This window comes from Xanthobacter tagetidis, from assembly GCF_003667445.1.
In the GTDB taxonomy this organism is placed as follows: Bacteria; Pseudomonadota; Alphaproteobacteria; order Rhizobiales; family Xanthobacteraceae; genus Xanthobacter; species Xanthobacter tagetidis.
The window spans coordinates 117,678-130,961 of record NZ_RCTF01000014.1 but is presented as its reverse complement, the minus strand read 5'-3'; the positions used below and the strand labels follow the sequence as shown (position 1 = coordinate 130,961).

The following is a 13,284-nucleotide window of genomic DNA, read 5'->3' as shown; positions in this document are numbered from 1 at the left end:
CCAGGCCGCCGTGCTTGCCGCGCGCGAGGCCGCCCAGGCGGCCCGCGCCGCGCTCGCCGGGCCGGAGGAGGCGCTGGCCCGGCTTCAGGCGGACCTCGCCACGCTGGCGGCGCGTCACGACCATGCCGAGCAGCGCGCGGCAAGCCTGCGCGCGGCCCTGGAGAGCGCCCGCGCGGCCGCGGACGACGCGGCGCTGGAGGCCGCCATCGTGGCCGCCCGCGCGGCGCTGGCGCGGCAGGAGGAGGCCATCGCCGCGCTGGTCGGCCAGCGCACCGAGGAGACGCTGCCGCAGCTCGACGCGCGCATCGCCCGGCTGGAGCAGGCCCTGGCCGAGCGCCGCGAAAAGCGCGCCGCGCTCCAGGAGGAGATCGCCGGCCTCAAGTCGCGCATCGAGGTGTCGGAGGCGGCCGGCCTCGACGAGGCGATCGCGCTCAAGGGCCGCGAGCTGGAGCTGGCCGAGGCGGAAAAGGCCCGTTTTCAGCGCGAGGCCGATGTGCTCTCGCTCCTGGCGCGCACCCTGCGCGACGCGGAAACCCTGGCCAAGGAGCGCTATCTCAACCCGGTGCTGAAGCGGGTGGAGCCCTATCTGCGCATCCTGTTCCCCGGCGCGCGCATCGTCCTCGACGAAAATCTCAGGATCAAGGGCGTGAAGCGCGACGGGGAGCACGAGGAGGCGTTCGAGCACCTGAGCCTCGGCACCCAGGAGCAGATCGCGGTGCTGGTGCGCATCGCCTTCGCCGAAATGCTGGTGGAGCGCGGCGAGCCGGCCACCGTGATCCTCGACGACGCGCTGGTCTTCTCCGACGACAGCCGCATCAAGCGCATGTTCGACATCCTGAACATGGCGGCGCGCAACGTGCAGATCCTGGTCTTCACCTGCCGCGAGCAGGTGTTCGAGGACCTCGGCGGCAAGCCGCTCGCGCTGAAGCCGGGCGGGCCGGACGAATTGATGTCGGCGTGACGTCAGTCCGCCGCCCCGGCGAGGATGACGGCGAACAGGTCGTCCGCGTCGGTCCATTCGGCGAGCGGCGTCCATCCGGAAGCCCGCAGCAGCAAGGCCGCGTCCCGCCGGCCGTATTTGTGGCTGTTCTCGGTGTGGATGGTCTCGCCCGCGCGCATGGCGAACCGCCGGCCGGAGACGGTGAAGGCGAGATCGCGCGTCGCCTCAAGATGCATCTCGATCCGCGCCGCGTCGTCGTTCCACCGCACGAGATGGCGGAAATCCGCGATCGGGATGTCCGCCGCAAGCTCGCGGTTGATGCGCGCCAGAAGATTGAGGTTGAACTGCGCGGTGACGCCCTGAGCGTCGTCATAGGCGGGAACGAGGATATCCGGGCTCTTGATGCGGTCGATGCCGATCACGAGGCGCGCATCGGCGCCGAGCGTCGCCGCCATGTTGCGCAGCAGGTCGACCGCGTCCCGCGCCTCCATGTTGCCGATGGTCGAGCCGGGAAAGAAGCCGAGCGCGCCGGCGCCGGCAACGCCATCGGGCAGGCTCAGCGGCTCAAGGAAGTCCGCCTCCAGCGGATGGATCGGCAAATCCGGGAACGAGCGGCCGAGCGCCGCCGCGCTCTCGCGCAGGAAGGCGCCGGAAATGTCCACCGGCACGTAGCAGGCGGGCGCGACGGCCCGCAGCAGAAGCGGCGTCTTGGCCGACGATCCCGAACCGAACTCGACCACCGCGCGTCCCGGCCCGACCAGAGCCGCGATCTCCCCCGCGCGGGCGGCGAGGATGCTCCGCTCGGTGCGGGTCGGATAGTATTCCGGCAGGCGGGTGATGGCCTCGAACAATTGCGAGCCGCGATGGTCGTAGAACCACCGCGCCGGCACCGATTTCTGCCGCGCCGAAAAGCCGGACTGCACATCGGCCAGGAAGGCCGGGTCCGGGGGCGCGCCGCCGGACCGGGGCAGGATGCGGTCGATCTCGCGCAGCATGGTCAAAGGTCCTTCGCGAGGCGCAGGCCCGTGAACTGCCAGCGCTGGTGCGGGTAGAAGAAATTGCGGTAGGTGGCCCGCACATGGCCGCGCGGCGTCGCGCAGCTGCCGCCGCGCAGCACGAACTGGCCCGACATGAACTTGCCGTTGTATTCGCCGATGGCCCCCTCTGCCGGGCGGAAGCGCGGATAGGCGAGATAGGCCGACGAGGTCCATTCCCAGACATCGCCGAACATCTGCCGCAGCCCCTCGCCGCCGCGCACCGGCAGAGGGCACACCGCGACGGGGGCATCGAGGAACGTGCCGCGCTGCGGATCGAGCCGGGCAGCCGCGCTCTCCCACTCGGCCTCCGTGGGCAGGCGCGCCCCGGCCCAGCGTGCGAACGCGTCGGCCTCGTAATAGCTGACATGACGCACCGGGGCGGCACGGTCGATGTCCTGCAGGCCGTCGAGCCCGAAGCGCTGCGTGAACGCGCCCGCGCCGTCGCGCCGCCAAAAAGCCGGCGCGGCGACGGCATTCTCGCGCACAAAGGTCCAGCCGTCGGCCAGCCAGAGCGACGGAGTCTCGTAGCCGCCGTCGGCCATGAAGTCCGCCCACTCGGCGTTGGTGACCAGCCGGTCGGCGAGGGCGTGGGGCTGGAGCCAGGTGACGTGGCGCGGCCCCTCGCAATCGAACGCGAAGCCCTCGCCGCCATGGCCGATCTCGACCGCGCCGGTCGCGCCCTCGATCCAGCGCACCGGCTCCGGAACCGCGCCGGGCGGCCGCGGGGCCGGCGGATAGACGGCCGGGTCGAGCGGGTTCTGCGCGAACAGGTGCTGGAGATCGGTCAGCAGCAATTCCTGGTGCTGCTCCTCGTGGTGGCAGCCGAGGTCGACCAGCGCCAGAACCTCGGGAGCCAGATCGGTCAGCACCGCCTCCATCCGCGCATCCACCGCCGCCCGGTAGGCGCGGACCTCGTCGAGGGAGGGCCGCGTCAGCAGCCCCCGCTGCGGACGGGCGATGCGCGCGCCTTCCGCTTCGTAATAGCTGTTGAACAGGAACGGCCACCGGGCGTCGAACGGCATGTAGCCGGGCACATGATCGCGCAGCACGAAGCTCTCGAAGAACCAGGTGGTGTGCGCCATGTGCCACTTGGCGGGCGAGGCATCCGCCATGGACTGGGCCGAGGCGTCCGCGTCCGAGAGCGGAGCGGCCAGGTCGAGGGTCAGCTTCCTGACGCGCGCGAAGCGGGCGGCGACGTCATCGTGCGAGGTAGCCTCGGCGCTGTGCGCCACGGCATCCGGCCGAAAACCCATGGTTCGCTCCTACCTGATGGCGCATAGGGGACGCGCCCGAGGCGCCGATCCGGCGGCCCGACGGCCCGCTCCTCACGCCGCGCCTTCCGCGATTCACGCGGCGACGCGCGGCGCGACGTTTTCTTTCAACGCTGCAGGCCTCGCTTTGGATGCCGCGAGCACCTAAAAAAGTGCATCGGAACCCGCTTTGCCGGTCCCCACCTTGCCCGGAGCCCCCATGACCAAGGCTTTCGTCTTCGATGCCTACGGCACCCTTTTCGACGTTCAGTCGGTGGCCGACGCCACCGAGGCGGCGTTTCCCGGCCACGGCGATATCATCACCCAGATCTGGCGCATGAAGCAGCTGGAGTATTCCTGGCTGCGCTCCCTGATGGGCGCCTATGAGGACTTCTGGGCGGTCACGCGCCAGTCGCTCGCTTATACGCTCGGCGTGCTGGGACTGGAGGCGTCGCCGGCGCTCATCGACGAGATCGCCGAGACCTATAACAGCCTCACCCCCTACCCCGAGGCCGAGGCGGCGCTGGCCGCGCTCTCCGCCTATCCGCGCGCGATCCTCTCCAACGGCAGCCCGGCCATGCTCGACGCGCTGGTGGGCCGCTCGCCGCTTGCGCCTCATATCGGCGCGATCCTGAGCGTCGACGCAGCCGGCGCGTTCAAGCCGGACCCGCGGGCCTACGCGCTCGTGGAGGCGCGGCTCGGCGTCAAGCCGGCGGACGTGGTGTTCGTCTCCGCCAACGGCTTCGACATTGCCGGGGCGAAGAGGTTCGGCTTCCGCGTCGCCCGCATCGCCCGCGTGCCCGCCGCCGCGGTGCGCGCGGAGATCGGCAAGGCGGCTCAGGCGGGCCTGCTGCCCCCAGCCACCTTCTACAAGGCGCTGCGCACCCAGCTCGAAGGGCTCGGCTTCGCGCCGGACTTCGAGGTCGCCTCGCTGTCCGAGCTTGCCCGCCTGCCCGGCATCGCGCCCGCAGCGCATTGACGGAGCGTCATTAGACGGTCATCAAGGCGGGCCGGCCTGCGCTGACCGTCCACCGATCGCCGGGGGTGCCGTGTTCAACTGGAACGACCTCACCTACTTCCTGGAGCTGGCGCGGCAGAGCCGGCTGATGCCGGCCGCCCGTCGGCTGAGGGTGGACCACACCACGGTCTCGCGCCGCATCGCCGAGCTGGAGAAGGACCTCTCGGTCAAGCTGTTCGACCGCAAGCCCGACGGCTTCGTGCTGACCGAGCAGGGCCACCGCCTGTTCGCCATCGCCGAGCGCATCGAGCTGGAGGCGGGGGAGATCCAGGAATCCATCCGCGCGGCGCCGAGCGCGCCAACGGGCCGGGTGCGCGTCGCCTCCATGGAGGGCATCGGCGCCTTCTACCTTGCCGAGCGGTTCGCGGAACTGGCCGAGAAGGAGCCCGGCATCGTCGTCGAGCTGGTGACCGAGCGCCACCTCATCAACCTGACCAAGCGCGAGGCGGACATCTCCATCTCGTTCGTGCCGCTTTCGGGCCAGCGCCTGGTCATGCGCAAGGTCGGCCAGTTCCGCCTCGCGCTCTATGCGGCGCCCGACTACATCCGCCGCCGCGGCCTGCCGCAGACGGTGGACGACCTGCCTGCGCACATGTTCGTGGACTATGTGGAGGACCTGGTGGCGATCCAGCCCGTGCACTGGCTGCTCGACGTGCTGGAGCCCGCCAACGTCGCCTTCCGCTCCACCTCCATGCACGCGCAGCAGAACGCCATCGCCCGCGGCGCCGGCATCGGCCTGCTGCCGCTGTTCTCGGCCAAATCCAACCCCCGCCTCATTCCGGTGCTGGCGGACGAAGTGACGGTGACGCGCGACATCTATGTGGGCGTCCACGAGGACCTGGAATTCATGGGCCGCGTCAAGATGGTGCTGCGCCACCTCACCGACGTGTTCAAGCGCGACGCGGACTATCTGACCAAGCTGTGAGCGGAAGCGGGTCGCGGTACGCGCCGGTCAAGCCGAAGCGGGGGCGGGCTTCAGCGCCCTGTCGCTCTTGTCACCGCCGCTTTCACAAGCCCTGCCGTCGCCCTCCGGCTTGACCGGAGGGCCCATCCTACGGCCTGGCGGGCGGCGCCGATGGTGCTTGGATGCTCCGGTCAAGCCGGAGCATGACGTGGGGAAGGGATCACCGAGGGTGGATGCCCCGGACAAGCCGGGGCATGACCGCGGTGAGGGTTTCCCCGCCGCTTTCACAGGCCCTGCCGTCGCCCTCCGGCTCGACCGGAGGGCCCATCCTGCAGCCTGGCGGACGGCGCCGATGGTGCTTGGATGCTCCGGTCAAGCCGGAGCATGACGGGGGGAAGGGATCACCGAGGGTGGATGCCCCGGACAAGCCGGGGCATGACCGCGGTGAGGGTTTCCCCGCCGCTTTCACAAGCCCTGCCGTCGCCCTCCGGCTCGACCGGAGGGCCCATCCTGCGGCCGGGCGCGCTGTGGGAACGTCGCATGGATGCTCCGGTCTAGCCAGAGCATGACGGCGGAAAGGGATCACCGAGGGTGGATGCCCCGGACAAGCCGGGGCATCAGGCCGATCGGGAAGGATGCCGCCGCTCAGGCCGGCATCTTGGAGAGGTCCACGCGCGGCGGCATCGCCTTGCCGAGCTCCTCGCGCGTCACCTTCTTCTGCACCTCGAACTTGTTGTCGATGACGCGCGAGATGTAGCAGTCGATGATGCCGGAGTGGTCCTCCTTGCGCAGCAGCTTGGCGCCCTGCGGGTGGCCGAGCGAATTGGCCATCTCCAGACCCTCCAGCGCCTCGATGACCAGCAGGTCGTCCTTCTTGGTCTTCCAGCCGCTCTTCTCGATCGCCTCCTTGAGCGCGAAGACGTTCTCCCACGACTGCCAGGCATGGCTCTTGGCCATCACCTTGGTGGAGGTCTTCTCGCGCGCGTCGACGTCGTCGATCTCCATCACCTCGTTGTGCTTCTTGTGGAATTCGTCGTCCTTGAACTTCAGCATGCGCGGGAAGTTCTCGACCAGGTAGACGCCCTCGCCCGCGCCCTGCAGGTCCGCCGGGGCGATCGCCTCCATGGTGCCGCAGATGGAATACATGCGCATGGTCTTCTCAAGGCCCATGGATTTCGCCTGGGTGTAGAAGGCCACCGACTGGGCGCCGAAAAACACCGAAAACAGGACTTCCGTGTCCTGCTGGATCTTGGCGAGGTAGGGCACGAGGTCCTTGGCGTCGAGCGGCACGAAGATCGGCGGATGCACCTTGCCGCCGAGCTTCTCGATCACCGCCTTGTGCTCCTGGTAGTGGCTGTGGCCCCAGGCGTAATCGGGCGAGATAATGGTCCAGGTCTTGCCGAGGTTCGCGAATGCCCACGGCGCGCCGGCGGCGGCGAGGCCGTAGGTGTCGGTGCCGGTGCGGAACGAGTAGCGCGTGCCCTTGGAGCCGGTGGCCTCGGTCGCCTCGCCGGCGGAGAAATAGATGGTCTTCAGCTCGGTCGCGACCGGGATGGAGGCGAGCATCACGCCCGAATGCACCGAGCCGACCACGAAGTTCGCGCCGCCGCGCTCGATCAGCGCGCGCAGCTTGCGCGATCCCACGGCCGGGTTGGATTCGGTGTCCTCGGTGAGCAGCTCCACCTTGCGGCCGGCGATGCCGCCGCCGTCATTGACCAGCTTCACCGCCGCCTTGGCGGCCTTGTCGTGCCAGTAGCCCCAGGAGGAGAAGCCGCCGGTCAGTTCGCAGTGGTTGCCGATATAGATCGGCCCGCCGGCCTGGGCGTAGAGGTCCTTGGTCAGGCCGAGATAGGACGTGCCCGCGGCGACGCCGCCGGCGATCGCGTGGCCGAGGAAGCTGCGCCGGGAGAGGCCGGACGCCTCCGGAGCGGGGGATGCTGAGAGTTCGGGGAATTTCGCCTTGCCGTCGGTCATCTGTTCCACTCCGGTTTGTTTGTGCGTGTTCTAGAGCGCCACGCCGAGATAGCGGTGGATCGTCGAGGGATCGGTGGTGAGGTCGTGGCTGGTGGCCTCGTGCACCACCTGCCCGCGCTCCATCAGGTAGATGCGCGAGGCGAGCGCGAGCGCCGTGCGCACGTTCTGCTCCACCAGCAGCACGGCGACGCCGCGCTTGGCGATAGCGGCAATCTCGCGCCGGATCTCCGCGACCAGCTTCGGCATGATGCCCTCGGTCGGCTCGTCGAGCAGGATCAGAGACGGCTTGCGCATCAGGCAGCGGCCGATGGCGAGGATCTGCTGCTCGCCGCCGGAGAGCGTGCCGGCGGCCTGGAAGCGCCGCTCGGCGAGCCGCGGGAAGCGGGTGTAGATGTCCTCCACCAGTTCCGGATCGGGTGCCGACCTCAGGCCGAGGAACAGGTTCTCCTCCACGGTCAGCACCGGGAAGATGCCGCGCCCCTGCGGCACGTAGCCGATGCCGAGGCCGGAGAGCTTGTAGGCCGGCAGGCGGCCGATGTCGGCGCCCTGGAACGCCACCGATCCGCCGCGCCGCTGGAGCAGGCCGAGGATGGCGCGGAGCGTCGAGGTCTTGCCGACGCCGTTGCGGCCGAGCAGCGCGACGGTCTCGCCGGCGCCGACATTGAGATCGACGCCGCGCAGCACCGGGACGCGGCCGATGGAGGCCTGAAGGCCCTTGACGTCGAGCACGGTGCTGCCGACCACGGGATGGGCGAGCGGGGCGTTCATGCTGCGTCCTCCGGCGCGCCGAGATAGGCGTCCTGAACATCGCGGTTCGCCGCGATTTCCTTCGGGGTGCCGCGCGCGAGCACGCGGCCCGCCGCCATCACGGTGATGCGCTCGGCGATCGCGAACACCACCTCCATGTCGTGCTCGATGAGGATGATCTGCGTCGACTTCGAGAGCGCGACGATGCGGGCGACCGTGGTCTCCGTCTCCGCCGGGCTCATGCCGCAGATGGGCTCGTCCAGCAGCAGCAGCTTCGGCTTGTTGGCGAGCGCGAGCGCGATCTCCAAAAGCGCCACGTCGCCATACGAGAGCGTGCCGGCGACGCGCTTCGCGAGGCGGGCGAGGCCGGTCTCGGCGAGCAGTTCCTCCACCCGCCGGTTGACGCCGGAAAAGCCGAGCGCCGGGCGCAGCGGGCTCGCGATCTTCTCGTGCGCCATCACCGCGACGCGCAGATTGTCGGCGACGGTGAGGCCGGTGAACACGCTCTTGATCTGGAGCGTGCGCGAGAGGCCGCGCGAGACGATCTGGTGCGGCTTGAGGCCGGCGATGTCGTCGCCCTCGAAGATCACCTCGCCGCCATCCGCCGGCAGCATGCCGGTTATGAGGTTGAACAGGGTGGTCTTGCCGGCGCCGTTGGGGCCGATCACGGCGCTCAGCACGCCATAGGGGAAGTCGAGGTCCACCCCGTCGACCGCGGCGAGGCCGCCGAAGCGCTTGGTGAGGCCGCGGATGGAGAGCACGTTTTCCATCACTCGGCCTCCGCGCGGGCGGTGGCGGGGGTGGCGGGGATGCCCGGATTCTCCAGGTGCTCGCGTTCCTCGCTCTCGCCGCGGCGGACGAGCGCAGTGAGCGAGCCGACGAGGCCCTTGGGTGCGAAGATCACCACCAGGATGGTGATGGCGCCCACCGCCATCAGGTAGTTCTCCCACAGGCCCGACACCACCTCGCGGAAGATGATGAGCAGCGCGGTGCCCACCAGCGGCCCGAGCAGCGTGCCCGCCCCGCCGACGATGGCCCACACCACCGCCTCGCCGGAGACGTGGTAGAACATGTAGGAGGCCGAGGCGTAGCGTCCGAACAGCGCCAGCAGCGCCCCGCCCACCCCGGCGATGAAGCCCGCCAGCACGAAGGCGATCCAGCGCGTGGCATAGACGTTGATGCCGATGAGCTGGGCGCGCTTCTCGTTCTCCCGCACGGCGGCGAAGCGCAGGCCCAGCGGGCTCGCTACCACCAGCGCCAGCAGCGCGTAGCAGGCGAGGCAGACCAGGAAGATGAAGTAGTATTGCGTGGTGCGGTCGGTCAGCATCCAGCCCGCCGCCTCCAGGATCGGCGGCGCGCTGAAGGACAGGCCGTCGTCGCCGCCGGTGAGCCATTTCTGCGACATGGCGACGAAGTAGAAGATCAGCGAGAACACGACGGTGATGATCGCGAAATAGTGCCACGTCAGCCGCACCGCGAACGCCCCCGCCACCGCCGCCATTCCGGTCGAGGCGACGATGCCCAGCGCCAGCGCCGGCCACAGGCCGAGCCCGAACATCGAGATGCCGATGGCGGTGCCGTACATGCCGAAGCCGAAATAGAGCGCCTGGCCGAACGACAGCAGCCCCACATAGCCGAACAGGAGGTTCACGCTGGCGGCCAGAAGCGACCAGATGAGGATCTCGGCCACCACGTTCACCCAGAAGGTGAGGCCGAAGGCGGGCAGCACCAGCGGCAGGCTGGCGAGCGCGGCGACCAGCGCCACGATCAAGGCGATGCCGGCGGCCCTCATCGCGTGGCCCCCGCAAACAGACCGTGGGGACGGGCCAGCAGCACGAAGCTCATCACCACCAGGGAGGAGATGCGCGCCATGGTGGGGTCGGCGAAGGCGGAGACGACGCCCTCCATCACCGCCAGCAGCACCGCGGCGGCCACCGTGCCCTTGAGGTTGCCCAGGCCGCCGATGACCACCGCCATGAAGCACACCGGCAGGATGTCGATGCCGGCGCGGAAGTCCACCGTGGTGATGGGCGCGGCGATGACGCCGCCGAGCAGCGCCAGCGCGGTGCCGAGGGCGAAGGTGAAGGCGCATACCAGCGTCACCGGGATGCCGAGCGCGGTCGCGGTCTCGCGGTCGTGCCGCACCGCGCGGATCCAGGTGCCGAGCGTGGTGCGCGAGAGGAACAGGAAGAAGCCGGCGATGGCGAGCGCGGCGAACAGGGCCGCGAACAGGCGGTAGACGTCGTAGTCGATGCCGAACAGATGGATGGTGCCCTCCACCGGGGCAGCCATGCGGCGCGGCTGCGGGCCGAGGGTGGCGCGCACCGCCTCCTGGAGGATCATCGACAGGCCGAAGGTGATGACGATGGTGAGCGAGGCCGAGCTGATGGCCGGGCGGATCACCAGGCGCTCGATCACCAGCCCCAGGCAGAAGCCCAGGAGCGGCACCAATACGAGGGCGATCCAGAAGCCCGTGGTGCCGGCGATGACCAGGCCGAGCACGGTGCCGACCATGAAGAAGTCGCCATGGGCGACGTTGATGATATCCAAAAGGCCGAAGATGATGGACAGGCCGAGCGCGATGAGCGCGACGATCAGTCCCCAGATCAGGCCGTTGATGGTCAGTGCGATAACGATGTCCATGGCTCTGGCAGGTTGTTGTGTTTGATCGAGTGTTGCCGCCTCGGCGCTCGGCGGGTACCGCGAAAATCTGCAAAAGGGTTTGCGGAAAAGGCACGCCCAAATTCTCGGCAGATGACACCCTTTTCGCCATTTCGCCCAGCGTTCGCCTGCGATGTCTTCAAACATCCGCCGCCGGGCCGCGCCGCATCCGCCCGAATGGCCGTCGAGGCCGCCTCGACGCCTCAGGGCGCGGTCGAAGCGCGACGTCCCCCGTTCAGTCCCCTGCCTTGCTCATACGTACCCCCATTTTGTCATACGATTGGCCGGATATGGAACTTTGTCTTTTCCGCAGAACACCAAGTAAACCGATCTCGAAATTCAGCGTGGGAGCCCGTTTCGCGATCAAGGATGGAGGTAATCTGTCACGCTCGATCAGACAATGTATGTCAAAGTAGGCTTTGTCAACGTTTGTCTTGACGATGGCTGGAGCGCTTGGCACACAAGGGGGTCGCCAGCGTGCGACGTGCCAAGGGAAGGACCAGTCATGATCCCCGCAGACACGCATCTCCAGATCGGTTCGATCCTGTTCGACGGGCTCGACCAGATCGACTTCACCGGGCCGTTCGAGGTCTTGTCGCGGATTCCCAACTCGACGCTCCATATCGCCGGCAAGACCGTGGCGCCGGTGAAGGATACGCGCGGCCTCATTCTCACGCCGGAGAAGACCTTCGCCGAGGTCCCGAAGCTGGACGTGCTTCACGTGCCCGGCGGGCCGGGCCAGGAGGCGCTGATGGAGGATGAGGAGACGCTCGATTTCATCCGTACCCAGGCGGCGGGGGCGACGTTCGTGTTCTCCGTCTGCACCGGCGCGCTGATCTGCGGCGCAGCCGGCCTGCTCAAGGGCAAGAGGGCCACCACCCACTGGGCTGCCATGGAGGTCCTGCCCTATCTGGGCGCGACGGCGCTGACGGACCGGGTGGTGATCGACGCGAACTACATCTTCGCGGGCGGCGTGACGTCGGGCATCGACGGCGCGCTGCAACTGGCGGCCATGCTGCGCGGCCCGGCGGTGGCCCAGCAGATCCAGCTCTACATGCAGTACCACCCCGAGCCGCCGTTCGATGCGGGCCTGCCGGAGCGCGCGCCCGCGGAGGTCGTCGCCGCGGCGCGGGATGCCGTGAGGCAGCTCACCGCGAACCGGATCGCCACCGCGAAGCGGGTCGGCGCGCGCCTCGGCATCGCCCAGAACGGCCCTGCGGACCCGTCGCCTTCGGCCTGAACCCCGGCGGGGTCGGAAGAGGTCAGGCCCCTCTTTCGACCCCCTCGTCGCGGACGATCGCGGCCAGCATCCGGGCGAACTCTTCGGACAGGGACTTTTCGATCGCGCTCGCGGTTACGCGGATGGCCGGCGGCGAGGCCAGGCGGAAGATGGCTCCCGTGCGCACGGTCCATCCGCCTTCGAGGAGGCGGCGCGCGACGGCCTGCTCGTCGTCCACCGGGATCCAGACATTCATGCCGTCACGGCCATGGGCCTTGATGCCCTCGGCGGCCAGAGCGGCGACGATGCCCTCCCTGCGCCGCTCATAGGCGGATGCGGCCCGGGCGATCATCTGGTCGTAGCCCGGCGCCGACAGAACCGACAGGACGCACGTCTGAAGCACCGAGCTGACCCATCGCGACGTGTATGCGCTCAAGGACAGGCATGCCCGAGAGAGCTCGCGGCTGGAATTGACCACGGCGAGGCGCAGATCGGGGCCGATATATTTGGAGACGGAGCGGATGATCGCCCAATGCGGGCGGTCGGCGTCCACCAGGGACACCGGCGGGAAGCGCGACAGGACGGCGTAGTGATCGTCCTCGATCAGCAGAACGTCGGGATAGGCCCGCATGACCTCCCGCAACGCCTCAAGCCGCGGCTGCGTCCAGGAACCGCCGAACGGATTGTGCGCGCGCGGCGTCAGGATGAGGGCCTTCGCGCCGTTCTTCAGCGCGCTGCGCAGGCCCTCGGGCGTGACGCCCTCATCGTCCACCGCCATGGGCAGTGTGGCGTAGCCCGCCTGCCGCATCTGCCCCAGCGTGGTCATGAAGCAGGGATCTTCCACCCCGACGGCATCGCCGGGCGCGAGCATCTTGCGGAAGATGGTGGCGATGGCATCGAAGGTGCCCGATGCCAGCCACAGCTCGCCCATCGGCAGCCCGTCCCTCTCAAACCTCTGGCCGAGGATGCGGATCAGCTCCGGATCGTCGGGCGGATCCTCATAGGCCCGCTGGCGCCACCCCACGGCCCTGAGCACCGACGCCATGTCCGGCAGCAGCGCGGGATCGGGATTTCCCCCGGCAAGATCGCGCGGCGACATGCGCAGGTGCTGCGCAGCGGAGGTCTCGACGGCAACCCGGCTGCCCTGGCGCCCGCGCCCCTCGATGATGCCCGCATCGGACAAGAGCTTGTAGGCTGCCGCCACCGTATTGCGGTTCACGCCGAGGTCGTCCGCCAGCTTGCGGACCGTGGGCAAGCCCTGGCCCCGCTTGAGCCGGCCGCCTTCGACCGCGGACTGGATGCTCTCGACGATCTCGGTTGCCCTGCGGCCCGTAATCAACCCTCGCTTCCCTTCGTCTCATGCGGGGCCACATCCCGGCGCTCCGCCAGTTGATGACGCTGAAGCCTCTGTGCGCCGCCAGACAAACAAAGTCAAATTCTGCCTTCGACGCACTTTTGTCTTCAAGGCCGGCATCGCACAAGTGATCGCATGGGCGGCGGGGGAGGCCGCGCGCGCGTGCGGCGGGCCGGCGGA

Annotated in this window: 12 protein-coding genes; 4 read left to right on the top strand and 8 right to left on the bottom strand. The window is 69.0% G+C overall.

Annotation, left to right across the window (positions count from 1 at the left end; translation table 11 throughout):
• Positions 1-961, top strand: a 961-nt coding sequence (locus D9R14_RS23160) for an ATP-binding protein (RefSeq protein ID WP_369333433.1), incomplete at its 5' end; no start/stop codon positions are given.
• A 2-nt stretch (positions 962-963) separates the two neighbouring features.
• On the opposite strand, the gene egtD is transcribed toward D9R14_RS23160, so the two are convergent.
• Complete coding sequence (gene egtD, locus D9R14_RS16550; protein ID WP_121624451.1) at positions 964-1,935, bottom strand: L-histidine N(alpha)-methyltransferase; 972 nt, start codon at positions 1,933-1,935, stop codon at positions 964-966.
• 2 nt (positions 1,936-1,937) lie between these two features.
• Positions 1,938-3,230: an ergothioneine biosynthesis protein EgtB gene (gene egtB, locus D9R14_RS16545; protein WP_121624450.1), complete on the bottom strand. Its 1,293-nt coding sequence runs from the start codon at positions 3,228-3,230 to the stop codon at positions 1,938-1,940.
• A 217-nt stretch (positions 3,231-3,447) separates the two neighbouring features.
• Here egtB and D9R14_RS16540 point away from each other — a divergent pair, with 217 nt between their 5' ends.
• Together D9R14_RS16540 and D9R14_RS16535 are read left to right on the top strand one after the other, a co-directional pair.
• Positions 3,448-4,206, top strand: coding sequence for a haloacid dehalogenase type II (locus D9R14_RS16540; RefSeq protein ID WP_121624449.1), 759 nt, complete (start codon positions 3,448-3,450; stop codon positions 4,204-4,206).
• A gap of 70 nt (positions 4,207-4,276) precedes the next feature.
• Positions 4,277-5,170 (top strand): LysR family transcriptional regulator, encoded by an 894-nt coding sequence (locus tag D9R14_RS16535; RefSeq protein ID WP_121624448.1) that lies wholly within the window; start codon positions 4,277-4,279, stop codon positions 5,168-5,170.
• A gap of 624 nt (positions 5,171-5,794) precedes the next feature.
• Here the strand turns inward: D9R14_RS16535 and D9R14_RS16530 are convergent.
• Genes D9R14_RS16530 through D9R14_RS16510 form a run of 5 tightly spaced genes read right to left on the bottom strand, consistent with a single transcriptional unit; the run spans position 5,795 to position 10,513 of the window.
• A complete protein-coding gene (locus D9R14_RS16530; protein ID WP_121624447.1) occupies positions 5,795-7,123 on the bottom strand; it encodes an ABC transporter substrate-binding protein in 1,329 nt (442 codons plus the stop codon).
• Positions 7,124-7,153: 30 nt separating this feature from the next.
• Positions 7,154-7,891, bottom strand: a complete 738-nt coding sequence (locus tag D9R14_RS16525) for an ABC transporter ATP-binding protein (protein WP_121624446.1) — start codon at positions 7,889-7,891, stop codon at positions 7,154-7,156.
• Positions 7,888-8,640: an ABC transporter ATP-binding protein gene (locus tag D9R14_RS16520; protein WP_121624445.1), complete on the bottom strand. Its 753-nt coding sequence runs from the start codon at positions 8,638-8,640 to the stop codon at positions 7,888-7,890. The genes D9R14_RS16525 and D9R14_RS16520 overlap by 4 nt, the downstream gene beginning before the upstream one ends.
• Positions 8,640-9,662: a branched-chain amino acid ABC transporter permease gene (locus tag D9R14_RS16515; protein WP_121624444.1), complete on the bottom strand. Its 1,023-nt coding sequence runs from the start codon at positions 9,660-9,662 to the stop codon at positions 8,640-8,642. The genes D9R14_RS16520 and D9R14_RS16515 overlap by 1 nt, the downstream gene beginning before the upstream one ends.
• Positions 9,659-10,513: a branched-chain amino acid ABC transporter permease gene (locus D9R14_RS16510; RefSeq protein WP_121624443.1), complete on the bottom strand. Its 855-nt coding sequence runs from the start codon at positions 10,511-10,513 to the stop codon at positions 9,659-9,661. Before D9R14_RS16510 ends, D9R14_RS16515 begins: the two co-directional genes overlap by 4 nt.
• Positions 10,514-11,036: 523 nt before the next feature.
• Between D9R14_RS16510 and D9R14_RS16505 the strand changes: the two genes are divergently transcribed.
• Entirely contained in the window at positions 11,037-11,771 is a 735-nt protein-coding gene (locus D9R14_RS16505) for a DJ-1/PfpI family protein (RefSeq protein ID WP_121624442.1), read from the top strand.
• 22 nt (positions 11,772-11,793) lie between these two features.
• On the opposite strand, the gene D9R14_RS16500 is transcribed toward D9R14_RS16505, so the two are convergent.
• A complete protein-coding gene (locus D9R14_RS16500; protein ID WP_121624441.1) occupies positions 11,794-13,089 on the bottom strand; it encodes an aminotransferase class I/II-fold pyridoxal phosphate-dependent enzyme in 1,296 nt (431 codons plus the stop codon).
• Between the last annotated feature and the right edge of the window lie 195 nt (positions 13,090-13,284).

Bases quoted from the DNA above. Each gene is read 5' to 3' on its own strand.
- D9R14_RS16515 (WP_121624444.1), bottom strand. From the start codon at position 9,662: ATGAGGGCCGCCGGCATCGCCTTGATCGTGGCGCTGGTCGCCGCGCTC.
- D9R14_RS16525 (WP_121624446.1), bottom strand. From the start codon at position 7,891: ATGAACGCCCCGCTCGCCCATCCCGTGGTCGGCAGCACCGTGCTCGAC.
- D9R14_RS16520 (WP_121624445.1), bottom strand. From the start codon at position 8,640: ATGGAAAACGTGCTCTCCATCCGCGGCCTCACCAAGCGCTTCGGCGGC.
- egtB (WP_121624450.1), bottom strand. From the start codon at position 3,230: ATGGGTTTTCGGCCGGATGCCGTGGCGCACAGCGCCGAGGCTACCTCG.
- D9R14_RS16530 (WP_121624447.1), bottom strand. From the start codon at position 7,123: ATGACCGACGGCAAGGCGAAATTCCCCGAACTCTCAGCATCCCCCGCT.
- egtD (WP_121624451.1), bottom strand. From the start codon at position 1,935: ATGCTGCGCGAGATCGACCGCATCCTGCCCCGGTCCGGCGGCGCGCCC.
- D9R14_RS16505 (WP_121624442.1), top strand. From the start codon at position 11,037: ATGATCCCCGCAGACACGCATCTCCAGATCGGTTCGATCCTGTTCGAC.
- D9R14_RS16540 (WP_121624449.1), top strand. From the start codon at position 3,448: ATGACCAAGGCTTTCGTCTTCGATGCCTACGGCACCCTTTTCGACGTT.
- D9R14_RS16510 (WP_121624443.1), bottom strand. From the start codon at position 10,513: ATGGACATCGTTATCGCACTGACCATCAACGGCCTGATCTGGGGACTG.